Here is a 25,425-nt window from a genome sequence, read left to right as displayed (position 1 = left end):
TTTCTAGCCGTCCGCCTTCAGCGGCCCGCCCTTTTCGGCGACCAGTTCGACAAGTCGCTCGAAGACAGCGCCGGACTGGCGAATGCCGTCATGCTCGAACTCGTTGGTGATCCAGAAATCCAGATTGCCGACCGCTCGCGCCGTTTCAAGCGAAAGCCCGGCATCGACATACATGTCGTCATGGTAGATCACCGCCGAGACGGGGACCGCATTGGCGGCAAGCCGGGCCTTGTCGTAGAGCCGGCTGTGGCGTGGGCGGCGGGCGAGCGCCTCCGCGGCGGCGCGGAACGGCCGCAACAGCGCGATCTCCTCGAACATCGAGGGATAAATCATCTCGCCGGTGAAGAGCAGCGGGCGCGCCTTGGCGTCGAATTCGGGGAATTCGCCGAGCAGCCGCTCCGCCGACCAGCCCGTTGCGCCTTCGTCTTCGCCGTAGATCGCTTCGTGGATGGCGGCAAACAGCGGATTACCGTGATAGGCGGTCGCATGCATGAGGGAGGCGAGGAACTGGTCGGACAGCCGGTCGCCGGCAAAAGCCTCGTCGAGCAGCCAGTGAATGTTCTCGAAGCCCGGCCCCATGCCGAAATCCATGCCGAGGCTCTGGAAACGGCGGACCGACAGGCGGTCGCCATCGGGCAGCAGCACGTCGTGGGCATCGATGAAATCGGCAATGCGGGCGACCAGCGCACGATCGTCAGGATAACGCTTGTAGAACGCCTCGTTCTTGGCCCGCACACGGGGATAGGTATGTCGGTAGACCGCGTCGGCCGAGGGATCGAGGCTCGGCATGCCGCCGGCGATGTAGCATGCCGAAAGCCCCTCGGGCGCGCGGCTGAGATAGGTGAACGTCAGGAAACCGCCATAGCTCTGGCCAAGCGTCTGCCAGCGCACCCCGCCGAAGACGGCCTTGCGCAGGTGCTCTAGGTCGTCGACGATGGAATCGGCACGCAAGCACGCGAGGTAATCCGCGCCCGCCTCCCCGTCGAAGCCGGCGATCGTCGCCGCGTCGACCGGCGTGGAGCGGCCGGTTCCGCGCTGGTCGGGCAGGATGACCCGGTGCGTTTTCAGCGCCTTGTGCAGCCAGGGCGGGCCGCCGCGCGTCGGCCGTGGCGATTTTCCGCCCGGTCCGCCCTGCAGGAAGCAGATGAGCGGCAGCGTCTCGTCCTTGCGTACGGGATCGACCACCTCGCGGGCGAAGATCTCGATGGTGCGGCCGGCCGGCTGTGTCCAGTCGAGCGGCACGGTGACGACATGGTCGCGGATATGCATGCCGGGAATGGTGTATTCGGAAACGATCATGGGAAGTCCTCAACGTACCCGCGGGTCGAGCAGCACATAGAAAAGGTCGACGACGATGTTGGCGATCACGATGAACAGCCCGCCGAGCAGCACCACGCCGATGATGATCGGCCGGTCCTGGTTGGCCACCGCCTGCACGGCGAGCGCCCCGACACCCTGAAGGCCATAGACCTGCTCGATGATGATGACGCCGCCGAGCAGCATGGCGATATCCGCGCCGAGTTGCGTGACGAGCGGCGTCAGCGCCGCGCGGAGGCCATGTTTCCACACGACGCGGCGCTCGGAAAGCCCCTTGGCGCGGGCGGTGCGAATATAGTCCTCGCCCATCACCTCCAGCATCTGGCCCCGGGTGAGGCGCGCGTAGACGGCGGCCATGGTCAGAGCCAGCGTCGTCCACGGCAGCGCCAAATGCCAGGCCCATAGCGCGGGGTTGCTCGTCAGCGCCTTGTAGCCGCCGGCCGGGAACAGGGTGAACCCCGCCTGTTTCGGCAGGAAATAGAGGAGGTACAGCGACATCATGCCGAGCACGAAGGTCGGGAAGCTGAGGCCGACCAGGATGAAGGCCTGCCCCAGCCGGTCCCGCAGGCTGCCGGCATGGCGCGCCGACATGATGCCGATCGGCACACCGATGGAAAGCCACAGCACCGCGCCGCCGAGCACCAGCGAGAGCGTCACCGGAATGCGCCGCAGGACGATCGGCGCGACGGGCTGCTGGTTGCGGTAGGAGAAGCCGAGATCGCCGGAGAGCGCCTTGCCCATGAAGGCGCCGTACTGGACGAAGATCGGCTTGTCGACACCGAGGTTCTTGCGGATCTGTGCGAGCTGGCTTTCCGTCGCCTTGTCGCCGGCGATCATGCGGGCCGGATCGCCGGGCGCAACGAAGAACAGGAAGAAGACGAAGGCCGAGAGGACGAGCAGGACGCCCGCGCCGAAGGCGACGCGGCGGGTAAGGAACCGGATCATCGCTTTGCGGCTCCCTTCGGCCGGCGCTTCAGGTGGCGGGCGGTCCGCGCGCTCTTCGGATCGAGCGCATCGCGCAGGCCGTCGCCCAGGATGTTGAAGGCCAGCGTCGTCATGAGCAGCGCCGTGCCGGGCACGAAGACCAGCCACCAGGCGACGAGATAGAGCGAGTTGGACGAGGCGTCGGCCAGCATTCCACCCCAGCTCGGCGTCGGCGGCACGATGCCCATGCCGAGGAAGGAGAGCGTCGCCTCGAAGACGATGGAATTGGGGATCTGCATCGTGGTGTAGACGATGATGGGCACCGCGAGGTTGGGCAGGATGTCGACGACCATGATCGACAGCGGCCCCGCGCCGAGCGAGCGGCTGGCCTGCACGAAATCCTGCCGACGGAGCGAGATCACCTGACCGCGGATGACGCGCGCCATGGGCGCCCAGCTGAAGAACACGATGACGGCGACGCTGAGGGTAAGGCTCGGCCCGAAGGCGGAAACCAGCGCGAGCGCGCACAGCAGGAACGGCACGCTCATCACGAGGTCGGTGACGCGGCTGAGGACGAGATCGACCGTGCCGCCGAAATAGCCGGCCGTCGTGCCGATGACGACCGCGATGAACGAGGCGATCAGCGAGGCGAAGACCCCGACGAGCAGCGAGACCTGCGCGCCGTAGGCAAGGCGCACCAGCACGTCGCGGCCGAGCTGGTCCGTGCCGAGCCAGAATTCCGCTCCCGGCCCGACGGGAATGCCCGCCGGCGAAAGACCGGTATCGCGGAACTGCTCGATCGGCGAATGACCGGTCATCGCGGCGACCAGCGGCGCGCCGACGGCAAGGAGAATGATTGCAAGGATGACGGTGAAGGCCATCATGCTCGCCTTGTCGCGCCTCAGCCGCCGCAGCGTCAGCTCGAAGGAGCCGCGCTGGACGATTTCGCTTTCCGCAAGCGGTTCTTTCGCCACGCTTTCGCTCATGATGCCACCTGCAGCCGCGTTTCGACCAGTGAGCGCCGTTCCTTCTCCTCGAAGACAGGGATCGTCTTGGACGCCGCCAGCAGCGTCTTCGTATAGGGGTGCTGCGGGGCGGCGAACAATCGCTCGGCGGTCTCCAGCTCGACGATCCTGCCGCCCTGCATGACGGCGATGCGATCACACACATGGCGCACGACCGAGAGGTCGTGGGAGATGAAAAGATAGGTCAGGCCCAGTTCACGCTGAAGGCGGCGCAGCAGGTTCAGCACCTGCGCCTGGATCGACACGTCCAGCGCCGAGACCGGCTCGTCGCAGATGATCAGTCCCGGATTCAGCGCCAGGGCCCGCGCGATGCCGATCCGCTGGCGCTGGCCACCGGAGAATTCCGAGGGGAAGCGGTTATAGTGCTCGGGGTTGAGCCCGACGATCTCCATCAGCTCGCGCACCTTGGCCCGGCGCGCCTCGCCGGAGGCGATGCCATGCAGGCGGAAGGGATCGCCGATGATGGCGCCCACGCGCCGACGCGGGTTCAGCGAGCCGAACGGATCCTGGAACACGAGCTGGACCTGCTGGCGCATCTCCCGCCATTGCCGGGCGTCGAGCGCGCCCATGTCGCGGCCGAGCACCCGGACGCGGCCGGACGTCGCCGGCGTGAGGCCCGCGACGATGCGGGCGAGCGTCGATTTCCCGCAGCCGCTCTCGCCGACAAGGCCCACGGTCTCGCCCCGCCCGATGGTCAGGTCTATGCCTTTGAGCACGTCGAGCGACCGCTTTGGACCGAAGAAGCTGCCGATCTGATAGGTCAGGCGCACATCCTCGATTTCCGCGACCGGTTCGGCGGCAACCGCCTGCACAGGGGCAGCAACCGCTTTGGCCGCAGGCCTTGCCTTTCCGGCCCCCTCCTCCAGCCAACAGAGGGATTCCACTCCGTCGCTATAGAGGCGCAGCGGCGGCGGCTCGTTCGAACAGCGCGGCAGCGCCTCGGCGCAGCGCGGCGCGAAAACGCAGCCAGCGGGCGTTGCGAGCAGGCTCGGCGGCCGGCCGCTTATCGGGGCGAGCTCCGTGCCCGGCCGGTAGCTCGCAGGCGTGGAGCGCAGGAGGCCCGCGGTGTAAGGATGGGCCGGCCGGCGAAACACGTCGGCGGCGCGCCCGTATTCCAGCCGATGGCCGGCATACATCACCATGACGTCGTCGGCGACGCTCGACAGCAGCCCCAGATCGTGGGTGATGAGGATGACCGTCGTGCCGAAATCCCGCCGCATCGCATCAAGCAGCGATACGATCTGCGCCTGCACCGTCACGTCGAGCGCCGTCGTCGGCTCATCGGCGATGACGAGCGCCGGCTTCAGGATGAGCGCCATGGCGATCATCACGCGCTGACGCATGCCGCCGGAGAATTGATGAGGATAGTCGTCGAACCGGTCGGCCGGCGACGGGATGCCGACCTTGCCGAGCATGTCGATCACCCGCGCCCGCGCCTCGGCCGCGCTCACCTTCTCATGTGCGTGCACCATCTCGGCGATCTGCGCGCCGATCGTGTAGAACGGATGCAGGCTGGAGAGCGGGTCCTGGAAGATCATGCCGATGCGCCCGCCCCGCAGCCGGCGCATCTCCTCCTGCGGCAGGCCGACCAGGTTTCGCCCCTCGAAGAGCACCTCGCCGCCGATTTCCGCATTGGCGAGCAGCCCCGTCACGGCCTGCGTGAGCACGCTCTTGCCGGAGCCGGATTCCCCGGCGATGCCGAACAACGAGCCTGGCCGGACGGAAAACGAGACGTTGCACACCGCATGCACCACCCCGTCCTCGGTCGGGATGTCTACGGTAAGACCCTTGGCTTCGAGAATGGTCACAGCCGACCCTGTTTTCTTCTGACGGAAGATGGTCCGGCGCCGCGAGAACCGCGACGCCGGCAAAGAGGCATGGCGCTCAGCGCTCCAGCCAGAGGTTCGTCCAGTCGCCCTCGACGCCCAGCGCATAGGGCAGGAAGTTCTTCACGGCCTCGCTGCGATAGCGCGGGTTCTTGTTGGCGATCAGCGGCACGACCGGCGCATCGGCCATCACCAGCTCGTCCACCTCGGCCCACAGCTTGCCCGTCTCTTCCGGCGTGGTCGCGTTGATCGCCCGCGCGGCGATCTCGTTGGCCTTCGGATTGTTGTAGTCGGTGTAGTTGTAGGTCTGGTGCGTGCCGTCGAAGGTGAATTGCGGCTGGAAGACGGAGCGTGCCGCGCCGCCGACCCAGTCCGGCGTCCAGCCGACCGGCGCGATGTCCCAGGTCCCCTCCTTGGTGTTGACCGGGTTGGTCATGAACTTGGAATAGTAGTCGGCCGCCGTCACCGGGGTCATTTCCAGCGTGATGCCGGCACGCGCCATGCTGGCCTGGATCGTCGCGGCGGTCGCCACTTCGAGATCCTTGTTGCGATAGGGCATCTTCAGCGTGATACCATCAGGGAAGCCGGCTTCTGCCAGCAGGGCCTTCGCCTTTTCCGGATCGCCCTTCGCATCCGGCGAGGGATAGAGATCGAACTTGTGGTGGCCGAGAACGCCGATGCCGAAGATGCCGTTCGCGGGCTCGGCGACGGTCGCGCCGCCCCATTGCTGGACGATCGCCGCCTTGTCCACGGCATATTGCAGCGCCTGGCGAACGCGCAGATCCTTCAGCGCGCCCTTGTTGTTGTCCGATACCGTGTTGATGAACAGGAAGTTCGTGTTGCCGGCGGACATGGCCGTCAGTTTCTCGTCACCCGTGGCGGCCAGCGTCGCCAGGATCGCGGTCGGTACGTTGATGTCGTAGGCGAGATCCGCGTCGCCCGACTGAAGCTGCTGCATGATCGCATCGGCCTGGAGACCCATGGTGATGTCGATCTCCTCGACATAGGCCTTGCGCAGCTGGTCGCTCTCGGCCTTCCAGGCCGGATTGCGCACGAGCTTCAGGCTGGTATCGGGCGTGTATTCGCCGATCGTATAGGGACCGTTGCCGACGAAGTTGGCGCGGTAGTCCGGGCTGTCGGGAATGTAGTCCAGCGTTTCGATCGCCGCCGCGGCGGGCATCGGCAGCGAGAGCATGTAGACGAAATCGCCGGCACGCTCCTTGAGCTTGAAGACCACGGTCGCATCGTCAGGCGTCTCGATGCCGGAAACGTCGTTGCCCTCGATATAGGCCTTCATGGCCTCCACCGTCGGCTCGACCTTGGAGAAACCGTCGCAGAACTCGCCGAGGCCGGAGATCAGCGCCGTGAAATAGGTCAGCGTCGACGCCTGCATATGCGGATTGCACAGGCGCTTGAAACCACGCTCGACATCGGCCGACGTGACCTGGCGCGCCCCGGAAGGCGCATTCCACATCGCGCCTTCGCGCAGCTTGAACGTATAGGTGAGACCCTCCTCGGCCGGCTGCGGCACCTCGGTCGCAAGGTCCCCGACCGGCTTGATCGCCACTTCGGCGTCATTGGAGGCCTCGTAGCTCACCAGCTGCCGGGAAATGGCGCGCATGAGATTGTTGGTGGGCACCATGCCGGCCAGCGCCGGATCCATGTGGTCGGGCTCGCCCGTCGCCAGGATGCGCAGCACGCCGCCGACCTGCGGCTCCTCCTGCGCCAATGCGCCACCGGCCGCAAGCATCGCGACCACGGCGACCGACGCCATCAGAGGCATTCCGTTCCTGTACATGCGCATTGGCTCCTCCCTCGAGTTCCCATCTCAGATCGTGAAGTCATTACTCAAAAATTGAAGCATTGCAAAAGAAATTAAAGTTCGGTAGTGAAATTTCTACAGGCGGCAGAAGCGGACGAACCGGCTTGGTTCGATGCAGCAAAAACCCCGGCAAGGCCCGGTTTCGCCGATCGACATCGCAGATGGCTTGCCTCATATCTTGAGCAGATCATCCACGCGGCAAACCAGGTTTTCCAATGTCGTCAGAACCGAAAGCGAGGCAGGCAGACGTGACAGACAGCGTCGCGGAAGAAACCCTCGGCAAGAAGATCCGCAAGCGCCGCCGCGCCATCGACATGACGCTGCAGCAGGTGGCCGACCGCGTCGGCCTTTCCATCGGCTTCCTGTCCCAGATCGAGCGCGGCGCCTCGACGCCCTCGCTGGCCTCGCTCTGCAACATTGCTGAGGCGCTCGGCACAAGCATCGACACCTTCGTCAAGCCGCCGCAACAATCGGGAACCGTGTCGCGCCACGGCAAGCGGGAGGCCTTCAGCCTGGGCGACACCAGGCGCACCTACGAATTCCTGGGCGCCGCGTTCCCGGACGCGAAGCTGCATCCGACCCTCGTGCGCCGCCCGCCCGGCCATGTCTCGGAGATCATGCACAACAAGGGGGAGGACTTCGTCTATGTCCTCGAAGGCAGCATGCTGCTGGAGATAGACGGCGAGCGTCACATCCTCAACAAGGGCGACTCCCTGCATTTCCAGTCGCATCTGCCCCACCGCTCCGCGACGCTCGGCACCGAGACCACGCTGGAACTGTGGATCCGCACGCAGCCGCTTTTCCCGTAACGCCGCAAGGATCAAGAAGCCACAAAGCTTCACGACTTGTCGCCTGCCGGCCTATCGGCTCTCTCGATCGCATTTACAACCTAGAGGCACAATCAGCGAACGTAGTGGCGCTTGCGCAGAGCTGCGCACGTCGCCGCGCTCGCCTCCCGCGGGTAACGCCCGAATTTGGATTGTAATTCGGACTCACTGGACGCCATGAGGCTGCCTCGCAGAAATGCAGCCGGTTGCATCTCACACATCTAATTGTTTTAGAATGGTATTTTCGCCAAAATACAAAGCTTGGCTTGCTCGTCAATGCAATCAAAGGATGTTTATTAAAAATTAACTCCCGTTATAAGTTAACCAACTATTTACGATTCGCTTAACTCCTATGGTCGCATGCGCTAAATCATCTCAACCGGAGGTGATAAAGCATGGTCGATTTCGAAAGAGACGCAAACAACCGCGATGCAGCAGGAAATGCATCCAATGGTAGAATAATAGTCGTGCCGCCGGCGCTTTGCCCGGCGTCCGATTTCGAGGCACAGGAGACAGTGTCGGACCATGCGGACACGAGCCATCTCCGGGCGAAAACGCCGCCTCCGGCACCCCAGGCGCTGATCGGCGGCCTTGCGATTACGGCGGTCGATCGCCAGGCGGCGGCCGCGCTGATGATCGCCGCGGCGCGGCGGCGGGGCGAGCGCCCCTTCTACTCAACCTCGGCGAATGGCGAGGTCCTCGCCCGGGTCCATTCGAACAGCACCATTGCGGGCCTCTTCCGCGAGGCCGATCAGATCCTCGCCGATGGCCAGCCGCTGGTCTTCGCCTCGCGCTTTCTGTGCCGCCAAAGGCTGCCCGAGCGCGTCGCGACGACCGACCTCTTTCATGACGTGGCGCGGCAGGCCGAGCGGGAACGCATCACATTCTATCTCTTCGGCGCGAACGAGAAGGAAAACAGCAAGGCCGTGGCCGCCGTGCGGCGGCTCTATCCCGGACTCACCATCGCCGGCTACTGCCACGGCTACCTGACCGGAGAAGCGCTGGACCGGAAGATCGACGAGATCAACGCGCTCGGGCCGGATATCCTCTGGCTGGGGCTCGGCGTCCCGCGCGAACAATTATTCGTGCGCGACTTCGCTGCCCGGCTCGGCCGTGTCGGCGTCATCAAGACGGCCGGCGGACTGCTCGACCATCTGGCTGGAAAGACCCGGCGCGCGCCCCTCTGGGTACAGAATGCCGGTTTCGAATGGCTCTGGCGCGCGTCGGTGGAACCGCGCCGCCTGCTGTGGCGCTACCTGACGACCAATCCCCACGCCCTCTACGTCATCCTGCGCTATTCGCGGTAGCTCGGACAAAACACGCAATGAACGCATATTTCCGCTCACCTCAGTCAACAGGACGCGCCGTGAACAAGGCCGAAAGAAACCCGATCCGCAAGCTCGCCCGCAACGGCGCAGCCGCCGGGATCATCAAGCTGGCAAGCGCCGGCCTGACCTTCCTGCTCTTCGTGGTGGCGGCGGTGGTAACGGACCAGCGGCAGTTCGGTCTTTTCAGCACCGCCTATGCGGGCGCCAGCCTCGTCTCCTTCTTCTCGCTCATCGGCCAGCACGCGGCCGTCATGCGCTTCTGGCCGCAATATGCCGATGGCGGCGACATCGCTTCCGCCAACGGACTGATGGCCCGGGCCATCCGGGTTTGCCTTGCAGGCATTGCCGTCTCCACCCTCCTTGTGGCGGCGGCAGGCTTCCTGCCCGGCATCGGCGGCGGCGTCGCGGAATGGCGGCCGCTCTGCCTTGCCACCGCGGGCTTGACCTTCGCGCTCGGCTGGTCGGAATTCACCTCCTGCGCCTTGCGCGCCAAGAATATCCTCATCGGCAGCCTCCTGCCGCGCGACATCGTCTGGCGCGTGCTGACCATCGCCGCCTTCGCCGGGTCGGGCCTTATTTCCTCCGAGATCGGCGCGGTCACTGCGACCTGGCTTGCCGCCGTGCTGCTTCTCCTGTGCGTCATGCCGCAGACGCTTGTGCTCCTGCGCGACACGCACCGCATGCCGCGCGGGCCGCTCACCGACGCGCAGAAGGCGGAATTTAAAACCGTGACGCTCGGCCTGTGGGGCGTCACGGCCCTGCCGCCCGCGCTCGGGCAGGCGAGTACCCTGCTGGTCGCCGCCATCCTCGGGCCGGAGGCGGCCGGCGCGATCTTCGTCGCCGACCGGGTCATGCGCCTCGCCGTGCTGGCGCTCAACGGCATCAACCAGGCGCTCGCCCCGCAGATCGCCGGCACCTTCCACCGCGGCGACCATGCGCATGTCCAGCGCATCGTCGGCCTCGCCGCCATCGCCGGTTTCGCGGTGGCACTCTTCATGCTTACGGTCTACGTGTTCCTCGGCCGGTCCATCCTCGCCGTCTTCGACCCCGCCTACGCGACCGGCACCATGCACGCGGCGCTGATCGTCCTCGGCCTCGGCGCGCTCGTCGGCACCGCCTGCGGGCCGACGGAGCTCGTCATGCAGTTGACCGGCCTGCAGCGGGCGCTCTTGCGCACGCTCGTCGTCGTTAATGCGATCGGCCTCGGTGCGACAGCCGTCCTCACCGCATCCCTCGGCCCCATCGGCGCCGCGCTCGGTATGGCGGGAACGATGATGGCCTGGTGCGTGATCGGCGCCGCCATCACCCGCCGCCGCATCGGCATCGACCCGTCCGTCTTCGGCTTCCTGGCCGGACAGGATGCGACGGCCGTCCGCACCATCCTGAGAGGCCGGCCATGAAGATCCTGCAGGTCCAGACCCAGGCCGAGGCCGGCGGCGCGCAGCGCATCTCCGACATGCTGGGCGAAGGGCTGCGCGCCCGCGGCCACGATGTCAGGACCGTGTTCCTCTACCGCAAGACCGATGTCTACGACCGCGATCCGCATGCCGACTTCATCCTCGCCCACAAGCCGGGCGGGCCGGCCGGACAGATGCGCGCCGTGCTCGGCCTCATCAGCTACATGCGCAAGGCACGGCCGGATGCGGTGATCTCCTTCCAGCACTACGGCAATATCGCCGGAACGCTCGCCGCCCGCCTGTGCGGCGCCCGCTCGATCGTCGCCAACCAGAGCGGCGCGCCGCAGACGCGCGGCATGCGCGGGCTGCTGACGCAGGTCGACAAGCTGATGGGCATGGCCGGCCTCTACCACGCCAATGTCGTCAATTCGGGCTGGACCGCGGCGCAGTTCGATACCTTTCCGCGCGCCTATCGCAAACGTCTGAAGCGCATCGACCACGGCGTCCCGGCCGCGCCGCAGCTCTTCGAAAAGGCGGCGGCGCGTGCTGCCTTCGGCCTTCCGGCGCGCGCGCGACTCGCGGTCTCCTCCGGCCGGCTCGCCGCCTCGAAGAACCAGGCCGCGCTCGTCGGCGCGCTGGCGCTCGTGCCGGACCTGCATCTTGCCATCGCCGGTACGGGACCGGAGGAGAACAACCTCGCCGCCCTCGCCGAGAACCTGCATGTGCGCAGCCGCCTGCATCTCGTCGGAGAGGTGCCGCCGGGCCGTATCTTCGAATTCCTGGCGGCCGGCGACGCCTATGCCTTCGCATCCACGACGGAGACCTTCGGTCTTGCCGCCGTCGAAGCGGCAATTGCGGGCCTGCCGATCGTCGCCGGCGATCTCGACGTGCTGCGCGAAGTGCTGACGACGCGCGAGGGCGCGCCGGCAGCGCGCTTCGTGCCGCCGGATGCCGACGGCATTGCCGGCGGCTTGGCCGAACTGTTTGCGCGACCCGCGCTTGCGACAGCTCTCGCATCCGCCGGACAACAGCTCGCGGACCAATATGCGCCGGAGGCGATGTGCGCCGCCTACGAGGCCCTGCTTCTCCACCACGGCTTTGGCACCGCCACGATCCCGTCGATCACCTCGAGCGATCCCGAGCGGTTGAGCGTATGAATGCGCGGATAGGGCCAGTCGCCGTCCGCCAGGATCGCACGCGGCTCCCCGAGCTGGACCGTGTTTTCGCCCAGCGCCAGCAGCGCCGACAGGCCGAGCCCGCCGCCATAGCCGAGTGTGCCGTCCTGCACCGGCAGGAGGAGGTTTCCCGAAGCGTCCCGGATGAATGCGCCGCCCGGCCGCGCCCGCCGCCGGTCGATCAAGATAGGGTTGGCCCCGTGCGGCCGCCAGGGGCCCGCAAGCGACGATGCCGAGAAGATGACCAGCGTATCGGACGTGCTGCCGAAGCCGTCGCGGCTGGTGGCGAAAAGCCAGAGCCTGCCCTCATGTTCGAGCAGCGTCGCATCGGAAATCTCGCCTTCGAGAAGCGTGGCCTCGGCGCTCCACCGGTCAGGAAAGTCCACCGCGCGGTAGAGCGTCAACCGGCCGCTGGCGCTCGCTTCCGGCAGCATCCAGATCGCTCCGTCCCGTTCGAAGACCTGGGGATAGGAAAGATGGTGCGGCTCCTCCAGCACGACCCGCGGCGCCTGCGCCCGCCCGTCCGCGCCGAAGGGCACGACGGAGATCACCGCCTTGCCGGCGGCGTGCACGTAATCCTCCACGAAGAGATAGGGACGCCCCTGCCAATGGAACGGGAAGGGATCGGCGTAGAAGCGGTCGCCGGCATCGGGCAGGATCTGCCAGCCCGTGCCCAGCCTGCCCTCCTGCGCCACCCCCGGCCCATCATGGAAGCGGTACCCGACCCGCCAGTGCGCCTGGCGGAAGCACGCCCGTCTTAGCGCCTCGCGGCCGAGGCGCGGCACGGCCCGGGTGATGTACGCACCGGCAAAGCCCGTCCCGTCGCCTTCTTGCAAGGGGACTCCGAGGCCGGCGAGCCGGCCTTCGGCAAAAGCCCGCACGGTTGCGGCAAGCAGCGTCATCGCCCGCGCGAGCATGTCCTCCACGCCGAGTGCCGTCGCCTCCTGCCGGTCGATCATCGGCAAGGCCCGGCCAACCACCGTCCGCCCGTCAAGGACCGCTTCCAGAAGCGGCAGGCGACCTGCCGCCACTGCCGCCGCGCCCGCCAGATCGCAGCCTGATCGGTCGAAGCGAAGCGCAATGGTCGGCACGTCCGAAAGCCCGGCATTGCCCGCCAGATCAAGGCGCAGATGAGGTAGGCGCGGGCGTGCCAATGGCGCGATCGCTCCGAGCGGCGCGGCAAGCCCCGCCTCCTTTCGGCGGAAGACGGCGCGCTCCAGGGCAAGAAGGACGTTCGCCGACGCCGGCCACGGCCTTGCCGCCGTGTCGTGCAGGATGGCGAGGTCGTGGCCTTCCGCGGCAAGGCGATGGATCACAATCTCCTGCCAGCGGCGTGGACGATCCTTGGGGACGATGACGTCGATCGAAAGGGATTGGCCTTGCATCACGAATTGAAGACGACGAATTCCGTGAAGGCGAGATCGCCCGGCCATGGCGGGTTCGGCCCCTTGGCATATTTCGGCCCGACGCCCGCGAAATAGCGGCCGACGAGGCCGGGCACCGGCGCACAGGCATCGACGAGGCCGAACATCCGCCCCCGGCGCAGGAGATGACGCCCGAGCGCACCGGCGCAGCGTCCGAGATCCTCGTGGGATCGGCAGTAGATGACCTGGCTGCACGGCACGAGCCCGCGTAGCACGCGCCGCGCCTTGAACACGAAGGGATGGGCTGCGCCGTCCTCCTCAAGGCAGATCAAGGCGTCGCAGCCGAGGGCCGCATGCTCCAGGAGAATGAAGCGCTCGCTTTGCGTGAGGCCGTCGAGTTCGGCCATGCCCGGCCTCGCCTGCACCACCCGCATGCCCCACCCCGCCCGGCTCAGGATCGGCGCGAATATCTGCTGGCCATCGGCAAAACGCTTGAACCGCAGCGCCTCCGTCACCTTCAGCGTGACCGGGGCCGGGGTGATGCTGAGATAGGTCACGTCCCGGCGGCGCATGGCCGTCATGATGAGCTTGCCGGCATAGGCGCGGAAATCCTCGTCCACCGCCCAGCTCGACAGGTTGCAGCGGACGGGTTCGCCGCCTGCGTCGGAATGGCGGAAGAAGAGTGTCAGCATGACGCCGACGATCCGCCCCGCGCTGGCAAGCGCATAGCCATAGCGGGGCAGGTCGTCGACCGGCGGGCGCGCGCCCATGCGCGCGAGCGCATCCCGCCAATGTTCCGGCGGCCGGTCGGGAAAGCCCCGACCGAGACAGGCGATTACGTCCTCCAGATCTCCCTCTTCGATCGGTCGGCAGACCAGTCCTTCCGGAAGGGCACCCAGGATGCTCATGGCGACTCACCCCAATTGAAACCTATGGAGGCTTTAATACATAATGCTACCTTTAATAGAAATCATTGTTTGGGAAAAAATCCGCGAACGGGTCAGCCGGTGGCGCCGGCCTGTATTTCCGCACGCGCTCGGACTACATTCCTGCAAATCGCGATGAAGAACGGATGAGATCAAACTGACCTTGCAGGATGAACAGCCCGAGGGCGACAGGCCCACCGCGCGCATGCTTTCCTGGGCGCGCAACTCGACGATCTACCGCCTCGAACGGCGCATGCATACGGAAAAGCAGCTCTTCGACGCCATAGCGCGCAAGGCGCGGGAGAAATTCGAAGGCATCAGCAATGCGCAGGTCAAGGCCCTGGCCGATTCGGCCGTGGCATTCGCCTACGACGTCAAGGCAATCGATGACCGGACGTTTGCCGAACTGAGCAGCCGTTCCGGCATGCGCAGCGGCAAGTCCCGGCGCGCCGTCGCGCAAAAACTTTCCCAGAAGGGCGTGTCGAAAGATACGGCGGCTGCGGCGGTAGCGGAGATCGACGACCTCTTCGCGGCCGTCGTCCTTGCCCGCAAGCGCGCCTTCGGACCGTTCCGCAAAGTGGATTGGGACGAAAAGCGCAAGGCCAAGGAGCTTTCGGCCTTCGCGCGGGGCGGCTTCGGCTTCGAGATCGGCAAGGCCGTCCTCGCGATGTCCCTCGAAGAGGCCGAAGAAATCCTGGATGCGGGCCGGGGTCTATAGGTCTTCCGATGAAACCGTTCAGCGCCCCGCCTCGGCGACGTCGCGGACGATGTCGGCGATGCGGGCGAACTGGGTCGCCAGGGGATTGGTCTTGCGCCACACCATGCCGATCGTCCGCGTGGGGCGCGGCTCCGCGAGCCGCGACACGCAGACCGAGGACGTGCGTGTTTCCGTATCGACGGCCATCTGCGGGATGAGCGTCACGCCGATGCCCGCCCCAACCATCCGCACGAGCGTCGAAAGCGAGCTTCCTTCCATCAGTTCCCGCGCCGATGACGTCGTGATGTTGCAGACGGAAAGAGCCTGATCCCGGAAGCAGTGACCTTCCTCGAGCAGCAGCAGGCGCATTTCGTGAAGCCTGTCGGACGCGGGAACCGGCTTGTCCGCATCCTCCAGCGGCCGCACCAGAACGAATTCCTCCTCGAAAAGCGGAATTTCCGCCAGCGCGGGTTCTGAAACCGGCAGGGCGACGATGGCGGCATCGAGCCTTGCCTCCGCCAGATCCTCGATCAGTTTCTGCGTGACCGCCTCCCGTGGCCGGGGATCGATGCCCGGAAACTGCCGAGCGAGGGAGGTGATGACCTGCGGGAGCAGATAGGGGGCGACGGTCGGGATGATACCGAGCCGAAGCCGGCCGGAAAGCGGACCATGCGCGGCCCGCCCGAGGTCTTCGAGGTCGTCCACGGCGCGCAGGATCGCGCGGGTCCGCTCGGCAAATTCCTCGCCGAGCCCGGTGAGCCGGATGCGGCGCCCGCCCCGCTCCACGAGCGGAACGCCGACCAGGTCCTCCAGCTCCCTTATCTGCAGGGAGAGCGCCGGCTGCGAAATCGCGCAGGCCTCCGCGGCGCGGCCGAAATGGCCGATCCGGGCCAGCGCATCGAAATAGCGAAGATGTTTCATGGAGAGGCCGCTCATAAGAAAACCATATCGGAGACTTTAGAATTTACAATTGGAATTTATGGATAGGGTTTGATACTCCTCGGGCACTCGGAAGAGCCACAGGGCGACGCCGCCTGCGAAGGCGTGCCCGCGAAAGGCTTTCCAGTGTCCTGTAGATTGAAGAAAATCCGTTGGAGGACCAAATGGATACGAAGACGAACACCACCGGCAAGTGTCCGGTCATGCACGGTGGCGCCACCGCGCTCGGCAACTCCGTCATGGAATGGTGGCCCAACGCGCTGAACCTCGACATCCTGCACCAGCACGACAGCAAGACCAATCCGCTTGGCCAAGGCTTCAACTACCGCGAAGAGCTCAAGAAACTGGACGTGGAGGCGCTGAAGGCGGACCTGCGCGCGCTGATGACCGACAGCCAGGAATGGTGGCCGGCCGACTGGGGCAGCTATGTCGGCATGATGGCCCGCGTCACCTGGCACGCCGCCGGCTCCTACCGCGCCGCCGACGGCCGCGGCGGTGCCAACACCGGCAACCAGCGCTTCGCCCCGCTCAATTCCTGGCCGGACAACGTCAACACCGACAAGGGCCGCCGCCTGCTCTGGCCGATCAAGAAGAAGTACGGCAACAAGATTTCCTGGGCCGACCTGATCGCGCTCGCCGGCACGATCGCCTACGACGTCGCGGGCCTGAAGACCTTCGGTTTCGCCTTCGGCCGCGAGGACATCTGGGCGCCGGAAAAGGACGTCTACTGGGGCAACGAGAAGCAGTGGCTCGCGCCGAGCGACGGCCGCTACGGCGACGTCTCCAATCCGGCGACGCTGGAAAACCCGCTCGCCGCCGTGCAGATGGGCCTCATCTATGTCAACCCGGAAGGCGTCAACGGCAAGTCCGACCCGCTGGCGACGGCCGCGCAGATGCGCGAGACCTTCGCCCGCATGGGCATGGACGACGAAGAAACCGTCGCGCTGACGGCCGGCGGCCACACCATCGGCAAGTCGCACGGCAATGGCAGCGCGGGCAATCTCAGCCCCGATCCGGAAGCCGCAGGTCCCGAATTCCAGGGCCTCGGCTGGATGAACACCCGGGGCCGCGGCATCGGCCGCGACACGGTCGTCTCCGGCATCGAGGGCGCCTGGACGTCCGAGCCGACGAAGTGGGACAACGGCTTCTTCGAAATGCTGTTCAAGCATGAATGGACGCTGACCCACAGCCCGGCCGGCGCATCGCAGTGGGCGCCGATCACGATTGCCGAGGAAGACAAGCCGGTCGACGTCGAGGATCCCTCGATCCGCACCATTCCGATGATGACCGACGCCGACATGGCGCTGAAGGTGGACCCGATCTACCGCGAAATCTCGCTGCGCTTCCGCAACGACTTCGCCGCCTTCTCGGATGCCTTCGCACGCGCCTGGTTCAAGCTGACCCACCGCGACATGGGCCCGAAGACCCGCTATGTCGGCCCGGACGTTCCGGCGGAAGAGCTTGTCTGGCAGGACCCGATCCCGGCCGGCCGCACGGATTATGACGTTCAGGCCGTCAAGGCGAAGATCGCCGCGTCCGGCCTTTCGGCAGCGGACCTCGTTGCCACCGCCTGGGACAGCGCCCGCACCTTCCGCGGTTCGGACTTCCGCGGCGGCGCGAACGGCGCGCGCATCCGTCTCGCCCCGCAGAAGGACTGGGAAGGCAACGAGCCGGCGCGTCTCGCCCGCGTTCTCTCGGTCCTGGAGCCGATCGCCAGTGCCTCGGGCGCGAGCCTTGCGGATGTCATCGTGCTTGCCGGCAACCACGGCGTCGAGCAGGCGGCTAAGGCCGCTGGCTTCGACATCACGGTGCCGTTTGCCGCAGGCCGTGGCGATGCGACCGCCGAGCAGACCGACGCGGACGGCTTTGCGCCGCTCGAGCCGCTCGCCGACGGTTTCCGCAACTGGCTGAAGAAGGACTATGTGGTAAGCCCGGAAGAGCTGCTGCTCGACCGTGCCCAGCTCATGGGCCTGACCGCGCCGGAAATGACGGCGCTCGTCGGGGGGCTTCGCGTCATCGGCACGAACCATGCCGGCACCGCGCATGGCGTCTTCACGAGCCGGGTCGGCGCGCTGACGACGGACTTCTTCGCCACGCTCACCGACATGAACTATTCGTGGGTTCCGACCGGAAACAACCTGTATGAAATCCGCGACCGCAAGACCGGCGCGGCCAAGTACACGGCGACCCGCATCGACCTCGTCTTCGGTTCGAACTCGGTGCTTCGCGCCTATGCGGAAGTCTATGCGCAGGACGACAACAAGGAGAAGTTCGTGAAGGACTTCGTTGCCGCCTGGACGAAGGTCATGAACGCCGATCGTTTCGATCTGGCCGCCTAAACAACGGCCGAAGCCTTCCCCCGGCGATCGGGGGAAGGCTCCTTGAATTCAAGAGCGGTTTGCCGGCTTTCCCGCAGGCTCGTCCTTCGGTTTGGTGCTCTTAGCAGACGGATCGGCGCCCTTGCGTTCGCGCGCATGCGCTTCCGGGCCGGCGACGATGGTGCCGGGCTTGGTGCTGTCCCTGCCGCTGTTATCCTTCGATTTGCGAATTTCAGCCTCTTTCTCCATGGCGTCCTGTTCTCCGTTGAAGATACAGGCTTAACGAGGCTGCTTCGTCGTGGTTCCGTGGCGCGCCTGCTTCTCAGTGCGCGACCTGCTTGAGGCCGAAAAGCGCGTCCTGCACGTCGCGCCGCCCCTCGGCGGCCTCCGGATAGACGGCATAGGCCGGATAGGTGAATTCGGGCGCACCCTCCACCCGTTCGAGATCGCCAGCCGCAAGATAGGGCGCGACCGTTCCCTTGCGGAAATAGCCCATGCCGCCAGTCCGCAGGATGTAGTGGAGTGCGAGCAAGCCGAAGCCTACCTGAAGCGCCGGCTCGGCGGACCCCATGTGTCCGGCAAACTGGGGGCCCCAGTCGACATGGACGTAGTCCGTTCCGTCGCCCTCCCCCGGAGCGGTGACCTTGCGCACCAGAACAAGCTGCTCCTCCTCCACCAGATCGACCTTGAAGCCCGGTATCAGTTTCGGCGCATAGAGCACCGCGACGTCGAGCACCCCGGTGCGCAATTGTTCAAGCATCTGATCGGGAACGCCCACCTGTGCGTGGATGGCGATCGTGGGGCATTGCTGTTTCATCCAGACCAGCCAGTCGAGCAGCAACGGGTTCCACAGGCTGATTTCCCCGCCGACCGCCACGACGCTGGTGCGCCCCGGCGGCACGGTAAGCTGCTGGCGCGCCCGCTCCCAGACTTGGACAAAGGATTGTGCGAAGCGCTCGAATTCCCGGCCGGCCGGTGTCAGCGCCGCGCCGTTGCGCGTGCGCACGAAGAGCTTTCGCCCAAGCGCCTCCTCCAGCGTGCGGATACGCGCGCTCACCGTCGTCTGGGTGATGTTCAGCCGCTCGGACGCCTTCAGGAAACTGCCGGTATGGACGATCTCAAGAAAGGTTCGGGCCCGGTCGATATCCATGAACACCCCCGTTCAGTGCAATTTTCTTGTTGTCATAGCGCATTGACCGTTCCTCTTGAAGGACTGCGACGAAATCGCGCTTTCCCTTGGGGAGGGCACCCATTAAAGTGGCACTCCTCATACTTCTTATTAGAAGCGCAACCACGATGCGAATGACGCTCCACACCGACTATGCCTTGCGCATGCTCATCTATGTCGCCTCGCGGCGGGACGGGGTGTGCACGGTCAGCGACGTGGCGCAGGCGTATGGGCTTTCGCGCAACCATCTCCTGAAAGTGGCGCAGACGCTGCGCGATCTCGAACTCATCGAGACGACGCGCGGGCGCGCTGGCGGCATCCGCCTTGCCAAGGCGCCGGAAGAGATCTCCGTCGGCGCGCTGGTGCGCGCGACCGAGGAGGAGTTTTCGCTTGCCGAATGCATGCAGGCGGGCGCGCGGGCCTGCGCGATCTCGCCGGCCTGCCGGCTGAAGGGCATGCTGCACGAGGCGCTCGCTGCCTTCCTCGCGGTTCTCGACAAATACACGCTCGCCGACATCGTGCAGAACCGCGCCCTGCTCGGTCCGCTGCTCGGCATCGGGGCCGTCGCGGCATAAACGCCCCCCAGCACTCTCCCTTTCCAACGATCACGCGCCGAATGCCATATCGCGCGCCGCGTCGAATGGAGATAGAGAAGGCTTTCCGTTACCGTCTGATTCCGAGCGAGGAGTTACGAGCATTGCAGGTGGATCGCTTTCGGGATCACCCATTCCTGTCTTTTGTCGACTGGTCCCTGCGCGGCATCGGGCAGGTCGTTTTCCAGAACAATCCGCTCTCCGGCCTGATCATTCTGGCCGCCGTCGCGCTGAATTCCTGGATCTATGCCGCGATCTGCGTCCTCGGCGTCGCGGCAAGCACGGCCACCGCCGTCATCCTCAAGGCCGACAGGGCGATCCTGCGCGATGGCCTCTACGGCTTCAACGGCGCCCTCGTGGCGCTCGCGCTGGTTGCGTTCACCAGTGAGGATTTCCGCAGCGGCGCCGTGCCGTCACCCGCCATGCTCGCCTATCTCATCTGTGCGGCCGCCATGACCACCATGGCCTTCGCCAGCATCACCGCGGTCCTTGCGCCGCACAGAATCGCGGCCCTGACCATGCCTTTCGTGCTGGTGGGCTGGCTTTTCCTATTCGCGATCCTGAAGTTCGACGCGCTCGACGCCGGGCCGATGGGCAAGCCCGTCTCGCCGGAATATTTCACCCAAACCATGCCTTATGTCTTCTCGACCTGGTACCGGGGCGTAGGCACGTCCATCGGCCAGATATTCTTCCAGGACAACTGGATCACCGGCTACGTCATTCTGGCCGGCATCGCCGTCAATTCCCGCATCTGCGCCGCCATGGGCCTTCTCGGGGCGATCGCGGGAACGGCCATCGCCGCGCTATATGGCGGCCCGGAAACGGCGGTGCGGGACGGGCTTTTCGGCTATAATTCGGCCCTGACGGCCATGGCGCTCGGCGGCGTTTTCCTAGTCCTGACGTGGCGAAGCCTACTTTACGCCCTGTTCGGCGCGGCCGTTGCAAGCTGGCTCTGGGTATCGATCACGACGTTCCTGTCTCCCTTGGGAATGCCGGCGCTGACCTCGTCCTTCGTCCTCGTCACATGGCTCATGCTACTGGGACAAGGCGCGTTCAAGGCGCTCGTACCGGTGCCTCCGGCGCAATCCACGACGCCCGAGGAAAACCGCGCGCGCTATCTCGCCAGCCAGTCGTCATGAAATCCTGATTGCCGGCCGGGCCTCGGCACCCGGCGCCTCGTCCGCAGAATACAAAAGGCCACCGTGCCGACAGCAGGGTGGCCTTCGCGAAGAAGGGAACGGGCACGGTGAAACAGGCGCGCGGCCTTGACCGCGGCGTTATTTCTGCTTTTGCTTCGGCTGCGGCGCGGGGTCGGCGGCTTCCTTGGCCAGACGCATCGCGCGAAGCTTTTCCGTCTTCTTCTCCCGTGCTGCCGCTTCCTGTTCAACGATGCCGCGGGCGACGGAATTCGTCTCCGCCGCCTTCTTCTCGGCACTCACCTTTGTCGGCTTGAAGAACTGTTGCCTTGTGGCTGTCATCATCGCCTCCTCTCTTGCGTGGCGCTCGTCTTATCAACCGCGCGCGCTGTTGAGCGGCTTCTTCTTGGGGCCGGGTATCAGGCCTTCCCGCTGCATCTTCTTGCGGGCCAGCTTGCGCGCGCGCCTGACGGCATCCGCCTTTTCGCGAGCCCGCTTTTCAGAAGGCTTCTCATAGGCGCTGCGCGCCTTCATTTCGCGGAAGAGACCTTCGCGCTGCATCTTCTTCTTGAGAACGCGGATGGCCTGCTCGATGTTGTTGTCGCGGACGAGTACTTGCAAACTATATCCTTCCCTTGCAGCAAAACCGCTGCTCAATGTGATTATTTCTTGATCCGAATGCTGGACGGCTTGAACCAAGGCTCGTTGCCGCCCGAGGACGACCGCGACTCGGCGGCCGGTCGTGCCGCCACCGTGTCCGACGCCTCGATATCGCTGGCGAGGATACGGCGTTCGCAATTCTCCTCGCCGAGGCGAATGCGGTACTGCACTTCGCCGTGATCGGATGGCAGGATGCCGACGATCCGGCCCGTTCCGTGGCTGCTCGCCTGGCGAAACGGATCAGCCCTGAGCTTGACCGTGTCGCCGACGGCATAGATTGCCCGGCCCATAGCAAACTCCCTTGCGCAAATCTTCGTGTGTGCCTGAAACAAAAAGGCCGGGCATTACCCCGACCTCTTCCGTCGTTCGCCATCGACGCTGCCAGTACATCCGTGGTCAGCGAAGAGGGACGACAATTCCTTAGGCAGCGCGCAGATTGTCAGCCGAGCTCTTGCCGGACTTGCGGTCCTGCACGATGTCGAAGCTTACCTTCTGGCCTTCCGCGAGGGAGCGCATGCCGGCGCGTTCAACGGCGGAGATGTGCACGAACACGTCATTTGCGCCGTCGTCCGGAGCAATGAAACCGAAGCCCTTGGTGCTGTTGAACCACTTTACAGTGCCTGAATTCATAACGATTACCTTTCAATCGTTGGAGAGGCGGCCAGAATGGCCACCACATGTAGATCGACGATGAGAGGATTTCTGACCGGGCCGCGTAGGCGTAGACAAAGGTCACAAGCAAAGTTCGATAGATGGAAGATAGTTACTTTCACGTATTTCGCAAGGAGAATAATCGAAAAACGCCTGTCCCTCAGTCGGAAAAAACTGAAAATTTCTCAATTAATCAATTGCATGACCTTGAAAAATATTGACTTTCCAATCGGCTTTTCGAAGCCTTTACCGGGAATTTGTTTGAGAGGGCGCTCCTTCGCCGCCTCGGTCGTCGAGCCGACCCCTCCCCGCGATCAAGGGACGAATGCAGGCGCGCTCATTCCGAAGGCGCGGCGGGCGATCAGGCACGCCTCGTCGCCGGGAAGACAGGCGCGGCATACATCCGGACGGATGTCATAGACGAGACAGGACGTGTGCGAGCCGACACGGCCGGCCAAAGCGGAACAGCGCTCGCCCTCGCAGCGCATTCCCTGCTCATTCGCCGCGACGAAACGCGCCGGCAGCAAGTCGAGGTCGGCGTCGCTTTCGGTGGAAAACCGCGGCCAGTCCGATGAATAAGAGCAGCAGGCACCGCAGGTCTGGCAATCGAAATCGCTGGGTGATGTCATGGAGCGGTTCCTAGCACAGGCCCCGGAAATCCGCAAAATTTCCACCACGCGCACCGCGCAGCGCCGGACCGAAAACAAAAAGCCGCCGTGGCGATCACGGCGGCCATCGTCCTCAAGGATCAGACAGGAATCATGTCGGACGAACCGAAATCACGATCCCTGCGCCTCGAGCGATTGAAATATCAAAGCACGCGAACGTTTTCGGCCTTCGACTTGCCGGTCTTGCGATCCTGGCCGACTTCGTAGCTCACCTTCTGCCCTTCACGCAGCGAGCTGCCGCCTTCCAGAGCGGAAACGTGCACGAAAACGTCTGCCCCTCCGTTTTCAGGGGTAATGAAGCCAAAACCCTTGTCTCCATTGAAAAACTTAACCGTGCCAGTGGCCATAAACACATCCTCGTTGCTTTCACGGCGACTTGCCGCTTCAAAATAAGCCTAAAGCGTGTCGGCCTTCTTCGCAACGCATTTACACACGGTTTCTGCGCTAACGGCGACACCAACGTATTTTCTTTGCCGCTGCCACGCCGCCCGATGGGCTTCAAGGCGAAAGAGAGGTGACCGGGAGTCACCTCTCTTCCTGAACCGCCTCCCGAGGAGAGGGTGCGGCTATCGAACCTCCGACTGCGGCGTGCCTTGGCATTTGCCGCCGAATCGAGGCCGATCAGATGGCGTCCCAGAGATCGCGCACCATCCGGCGGAGCATGAGGGCCTCGGCCCAGCGATCCGTCGTGTCGTTGCCGTCCCGCCCGGTGATGGCATAGGGTTTCGGCCCCAGTTCGCAGGTAAAGACGAGGGCGGCATCCGTCGCGGCGCGCCTGCGCCACGCGCGAAACCCGTAGTCCCACCAATTAAGGAAGAGATCGAGCCAGGGACGATGGTGCGGAAAGGAGATTTCGATCTGCACCTGCTCGCGCGAGGCGACACGGCCGTGAAAGGCGTGGGCATTGTCGAGAATGCGCCGGATCAGCGCATGGTTCTCCTCCTCCACCGGAAAGGAGAACTCCCGGCCGACCAGAAAATGCGACAGGTCGGCCAGAAGCGGCAGGTCGGGCCTTCGGTCGAGCAGATCGAGCGTGAAGAACAGATCCGTCGTCATCCGGTCGCGATGCGTCTCGATGAACACGGGAATGCCGACGTCTCCGGCAAGCCGCATCCAGCCATCGAGCAGCGGCAGACAGTCCTCCACCCGGCGCAGGCGGATATCGGGCTGCAGGTTGATATGGCTGACGGGGAATTCACTCGCCAGCTCAAGAGGCAGGCGCAGGTCTTCGACGGTACGAGGAAAACACACACCCTCGACCTTCAGGCCGGTGCCCCGGATGGTCTCGTTCAGCCGGACGACATCCGCGCGGTTGGTATAATGCGCGCTGATGCCGTCGAAATCCGCCTGCGCGATCATCGCGACATTCTCCGCAAGGCTACGCTCGCGGCCATCGGTATGCCGGCGCTCCATGGCCCAGAGGGACTGGAAGACGAGCAGGTTCTGCATCAGGCGGCCCGCGCGCTCTTGAGGAGCGCCTTTAGGTTCACCGCCGGATCGGCGAGAATGGCGGGTTCGGGATGGACGCCTGCCGCAATCAGCATCTCCGCCAGCTTGATCTCCCGCGCGAGGCTGGTGCCGATGCCGAGACCCGCAGCAGCGACGAGACGACCGCCGTCGAGATTGAACTCCAAGGCGCCATCTGCGAGCGGGCGGGCGACGCATTCATGCTCCGGCTGCGGCAGGCCGGCGACCTGCAGGCCGAGATCGTACTGATCCGACCAGAACCACGGAGTTGCGACGAAGGCCTCGCTGGCTCCCGCCATGTTCCGCGCTGCCGTTTCGGCTTGGTGGCGCGCATTGCGCCAACTCTCGAAACGCACATGCCGGCCGCCCGGCTGGGCGACGGCGGCGCAATCGCCGGCCGCGTGGATATGCGGATCGCTGGTGCGCAGGAAAGCGTCCGCCAGGATGCCGTTGCCGATGGCAAGCCCCGCCGCCTCGGCAAGGACGGTATCGGGCGCGACGCCGATGGCCGAGACGACGATATCGGCCGGGACCTTCGTTCCGTCCGCGAGCACAACGGCGTCCGGCATGATTTCCGCAACGCCCTGTCCGAGGTGGAATCTCACGCCTTCCTCCACATGCCGGGCATGCAGGCTGGCAGCAAGACGCGGCGGCACGGCGCGGCCAAGCGGCTTTGCAGCCGCTTCGACGATGGTGACGGCCATGCCCTTGCCGCGCAGCACGGCGGCAAGCTCCATGCCGATCAGCCCACCCCCAATGATGGCGGCGCTCCTGCCGGCTGCGGCGCGGGAAAAGATGGCCGTGGCATCGGCGAAGGAACGGAAATCGAGCGCATAATCCGCACCGGGGCAGGAAAGTCGCCGCGGGCGGGCACCGGTGGCGAGCAGCAATTTGTCATAGGCGAGCGTCCGCCCGTCGCTCAGGAGAACCGAACGGCTGGCGGCGTCGATACGCACCGCCGACAATCCCGCAAGATAGGCGATGCCGGCGGCCTCAAGCATATCCGCCGAGCAGATCGTCTTCATCCGGACGGCGCCTTCCAGCGGCTTGGAAAGCGGCGGGCGCTCATAGGGAAGATGCGGCTCGCTGCCGACGAGCGTGACGGACTTGCCGTAACCCGCCTCGCGCAGGGCAAAGGCCGCGCGGGTGCCGGCTTCCCCGGCACCGATGATGACGATCCCGTTCATGCGTTCTCCT

General features: G+C 65.2%; 26 protein-coding genes. 8 read left to right on the top strand and 18 right to left on the bottom strand.

The window, feature by feature from the left end; all coding sequences use genetic code 11:
• Window positions 1–3: 3 nt before the first annotated feature.
• The 5 genes from Q9316_RS20760 to Q9316_RS20740 form a co-directional block, all read right to left on the bottom strand.
• Window positions 4–1,299, bottom strand: coding sequence for an alpha/beta fold hydrolase (locus tag Q9316_RS20760; RefSeq protein ID WP_306035640.1), 1,296 nt, complete (start codon window positions 1,297–1,299; stop codon window positions 4–6).
• 9 nt (window positions 1,300–1,308) lie between these two features.
• Window positions 1,309–2,262, bottom strand: a complete 954-nt coding sequence (locus tag Q9316_RS20755; protein WP_306035639.1) for an ABC transporter permease — start codon at window positions 2,260–2,262, stop codon at window positions 1,309–1,311.
• Complete coding sequence (locus Q9316_RS20750) at window positions 2,259–3,227, bottom strand: ABC transporter permease (RefSeq protein WP_306035638.1); 969 nt, start codon at window positions 3,225–3,227, stop codon at window positions 2,259–2,261. The genes Q9316_RS20755 and Q9316_RS20750 overlap by 4 nt, the downstream gene beginning before the upstream one ends.
• Complete coding sequence (locus Q9316_RS20745; RefSeq protein ID WP_306035637.1) at window positions 3,224–5,074, bottom strand: dipeptide ABC transporter ATP-binding protein; 1,851 nt, start codon at window positions 5,072–5,074, stop codon at window positions 3,224–3,226. The genes Q9316_RS20750 and Q9316_RS20745 overlap by 4 nt, the downstream gene beginning before the upstream one ends.
• 76 nt (window positions 5,075–5,150) lie before the next feature.
• Window positions 5,151–6,866 (bottom strand): ABC transporter substrate-binding protein, encoded by a 1,716-nt coding sequence (locus tag Q9316_RS20740; protein ID WP_306035636.1) that lies wholly within the window; start codon window positions 6,864–6,866, stop codon window positions 5,151–5,153.
• Window positions 6,867–7,162: 296 nt separating this feature from the next.
• Between Q9316_RS20740 and Q9316_RS20735 the strand changes: the two genes are divergently transcribed.
• From Q9316_RS20735 to Q9316_RS20720, 4 genes are all read left to right on the top strand, one after another.
• Entirely contained in the window at window positions 7,163–7,723 is a 561-nt protein-coding gene (locus Q9316_RS20735; protein WP_306035635.1) for a helix-turn-helix domain-containing protein, read from the top strand.
• A gap of 413 nt (window positions 7,724–8,136) precedes the next feature.
• Window positions 8,137–9,048 (top strand): WecB/TagA/CpsF family glycosyltransferase, encoded by a 912-nt coding sequence (locus Q9316_RS20730; RefSeq protein WP_306035634.1) that lies wholly within the window; start codon window positions 8,137–8,139, stop codon window positions 9,046–9,048.
• Between the two features lie 59 nt (window positions 9,049–9,107).
• On the top strand, window positions 9,108–10,469 hold the full coding sequence (locus Q9316_RS20725; protein ID WP_306035633.1) for a lipopolysaccharide biosynthesis protein: 1,362 nt from the start codon (window positions 9,108–9,110) through the stop codon (window positions 10,467–10,469).
• Window positions 10,466–11,623: a glycosyltransferase family 4 protein gene (locus Q9316_RS20720; RefSeq protein ID WP_306035632.1), complete on the top strand. Its 1,158-nt coding sequence runs from the start codon at window positions 10,466–10,468 to the stop codon at window positions 11,621–11,623. Before Q9316_RS20725 ends, Q9316_RS20720 begins: the two co-directional genes overlap by 4 nt.
• Here Q9316_RS20720 and Q9316_RS20715 read toward each other — a convergent pair.
• Together Q9316_RS20715 and Q9316_RS20710 are read right to left on the bottom strand one after the other, a co-directional pair.
• Window positions 11,536–13,026, bottom strand: a complete 1,491-nt coding sequence (locus tag Q9316_RS20715; protein WP_306035631.1) for a glucosamine inositolphosphorylceramide transferase family protein — start codon at window positions 13,024–13,026, stop codon at window positions 11,536–11,538. The genes Q9316_RS20720 and Q9316_RS20715 overlap by 88 nt on opposite strands.
• The gene (locus Q9316_RS20710) at window positions 13,026–13,913 is read right to left on the bottom strand and encodes a hypothetical protein (protein WP_306035630.1); all 888 of its coding nucleotides are present in this window, start codon (window positions 13,911–13,913) and stop codon (window positions 13,026–13,028) included. Before Q9316_RS20710 ends, Q9316_RS20715 begins: the two co-directional genes overlap by 1 nt.
• Before the next feature lie 181 nt (window positions 13,914–14,094).
• On the opposite strand from Q9316_RS20710, the gene recX reads away from it, so the two are divergent.
• On the top strand, window positions 14,095–14,649 hold the full coding sequence (gene recX / locus Q9316_RS20705) for a recombination regulator RecX (protein ID WP_306035629.1): 555 nt from the start codon (window positions 14,095–14,097) through the stop codon (window positions 14,647–14,649).
• 18 nt (window positions 14,650–14,667) lie between these two features.
• Here the strand turns inward: recX and Q9316_RS20700 are convergent, their stop codons facing one another.
• Window positions 14,668–15,564 carry a hydrogen peroxide-inducible genes activator gene (locus tag Q9316_RS20700; RefSeq protein WP_306035628.1) on the bottom strand — a complete coding sequence of 299 codons (897 nt, stop codon included), beginning with the start codon at window positions 15,562–15,564 and terminating at the stop codon, window positions 14,668–14,670.
• A 167-nt stretch (window positions 15,565–15,731) separates the two neighbouring features.
• Between Q9316_RS20700 and katG the strand changes: the two genes are divergently transcribed.
• Window positions 15,732–17,906, top strand: a complete 2,175-nt coding sequence (katG, locus tag Q9316_RS20695) for a catalase/peroxidase HPI (protein ID WP_306035627.1) — start codon at window positions 15,732–15,734, stop codon at window positions 17,904–17,906.
• A gap of 48 nt (window positions 17,907–17,954) precedes the next feature.
• Here katG and Q9316_RS20690 read toward each other — a convergent pair whose 3' ends face one another.
• Complete coding sequence (locus Q9316_RS20690; protein ID WP_306035626.1) at window positions 17,955–18,134, bottom strand: hypothetical protein; 180 nt, start codon at window positions 18,132–18,134, stop codon at window positions 17,955–17,957.
• A gap of 73 nt (window positions 18,135–18,207) precedes the next feature.
• A complete protein-coding gene (locus Q9316_RS20685; RefSeq protein ID WP_306035625.1) occupies window positions 18,208–19,035 on the bottom strand; it encodes a LysR family transcriptional regulator in 828 nt (275 codons plus the stop codon).
• A 146-nt stretch (window positions 19,036–19,181) separates the two neighbouring features.
• On the opposite strand from Q9316_RS20685, the gene Q9316_RS20680 reads away from it, so the two are divergent.
• Together Q9316_RS20680 and Q9316_RS20675 are read left to right on the top strand one after the other, a co-directional pair.
• Window positions 19,182–19,628 carry an Rrf2 family transcriptional regulator gene (locus Q9316_RS20680; protein WP_306035624.1) on the top strand — a complete coding sequence of 149 codons (447 nt, stop codon included), beginning with the start codon at window positions 19,182–19,184 and terminating at the stop codon, window positions 19,626–19,628.
• A 122-nt stretch (window positions 19,629–19,750) separates the two neighbouring features.
• Complete coding sequence (locus tag Q9316_RS20675) at window positions 19,751–20,785, top strand: urea transporter (RefSeq protein WP_306035623.1); 1,035 nt, start codon at window positions 19,751–19,753, stop codon at window positions 20,783–20,785.
• Window positions 20,786–20,923: 138 nt separating this feature from the next.
• Here Q9316_RS20675 and Q9316_RS20670 read toward each other — a convergent pair whose 3' ends face one another.
• The 8 genes from Q9316_RS20670 to Q9316_RS20635 form a co-directional block, all read right to left on the bottom strand.
• Window positions 20,924–21,124, bottom strand: a complete 201-nt coding sequence (locus tag Q9316_RS20670) for a hypothetical protein (protein ID WP_306035622.1) — start codon at window positions 21,122–21,124, stop codon at window positions 20,924–20,926.
• 33 nt (window positions 21,125–21,157) lie between these two features.
• Window positions 21,158–21,403 (bottom strand): 30S ribosomal protein S21, encoded by a 246-nt coding sequence (rpsU, locus tag Q9316_RS20665; RefSeq protein ID WP_306035829.1) that lies wholly within the window; start codon window positions 21,401–21,403, stop codon window positions 21,158–21,160.
• A gap of 41 nt (window positions 21,404–21,444) precedes the next feature.
• Window positions 21,445–21,732 (bottom strand): cold-shock protein, encoded by a 288-nt coding sequence (locus Q9316_RS20660; RefSeq protein ID WP_306035621.1) that lies wholly within the window; start codon window positions 21,730–21,732, stop codon window positions 21,445–21,447.
• A gap of 130 nt (window positions 21,733–21,862) precedes the next feature.
• Complete coding sequence (locus Q9316_RS20655) at window positions 21,863–22,072, bottom strand: cold-shock protein (RefSeq protein ID WP_306035620.1); 210 nt, start codon at window positions 22,070–22,072, stop codon at window positions 21,863–21,865.
• 335 nt (window positions 22,073–22,407) lie between these two features.
• Window positions 22,408–22,722, bottom strand: a complete 315-nt coding sequence (locus tag Q9316_RS20650) for a YkgJ family cysteine cluster protein (protein ID WP_306035619.1) — start codon at window positions 22,720–22,722, stop codon at window positions 22,408–22,410.
• A gap of 182 nt (window positions 22,723–22,904) precedes the next feature.
• Window positions 22,905–23,108 carry a cold-shock protein gene (locus Q9316_RS20645; protein ID WP_306035618.1) on the bottom strand — a complete coding sequence of 68 codons (204 nt, stop codon included), beginning with the start codon at window positions 23,106–23,108 and terminating at the stop codon, window positions 22,905–22,907.
• 274 nt (window positions 23,109–23,382) lie between these two features.
• Complete coding sequence (locus Q9316_RS20640; protein WP_306035828.1) at window positions 23,383–24,213, bottom strand: sugar phosphate isomerase/epimerase family protein; 831 nt, start codon at window positions 24,211–24,213, stop codon at window positions 23,383–23,385.
• Window positions 24,210–25,415 (bottom strand): NAD(P)/FAD-dependent oxidoreductase, encoded by a 1,206-nt coding sequence (locus Q9316_RS20635; protein WP_306035617.1) that lies wholly within the window; start codon window positions 25,413–25,415, stop codon window positions 24,210–24,212. Before Q9316_RS20635 ends, Q9316_RS20640 begins: the two co-directional genes overlap by 4 nt.
• Between the last annotated feature and the right edge of the window lie 10 nt (window positions 25,416–25,425).

Source organism: Shinella zoogloeoides (assembly GCF_030733845.1).
Lineage (GTDB): Bacteria > Pseudomonadota > Alphaproteobacteria > Rhizobiales > Rhizobiaceae > Shinella > Shinella zoogloeoides_C.
Note: the sequence above shows the minus strand (reverse complement) of the source record. Positions and strands in the feature narration are given on the sequence as shown.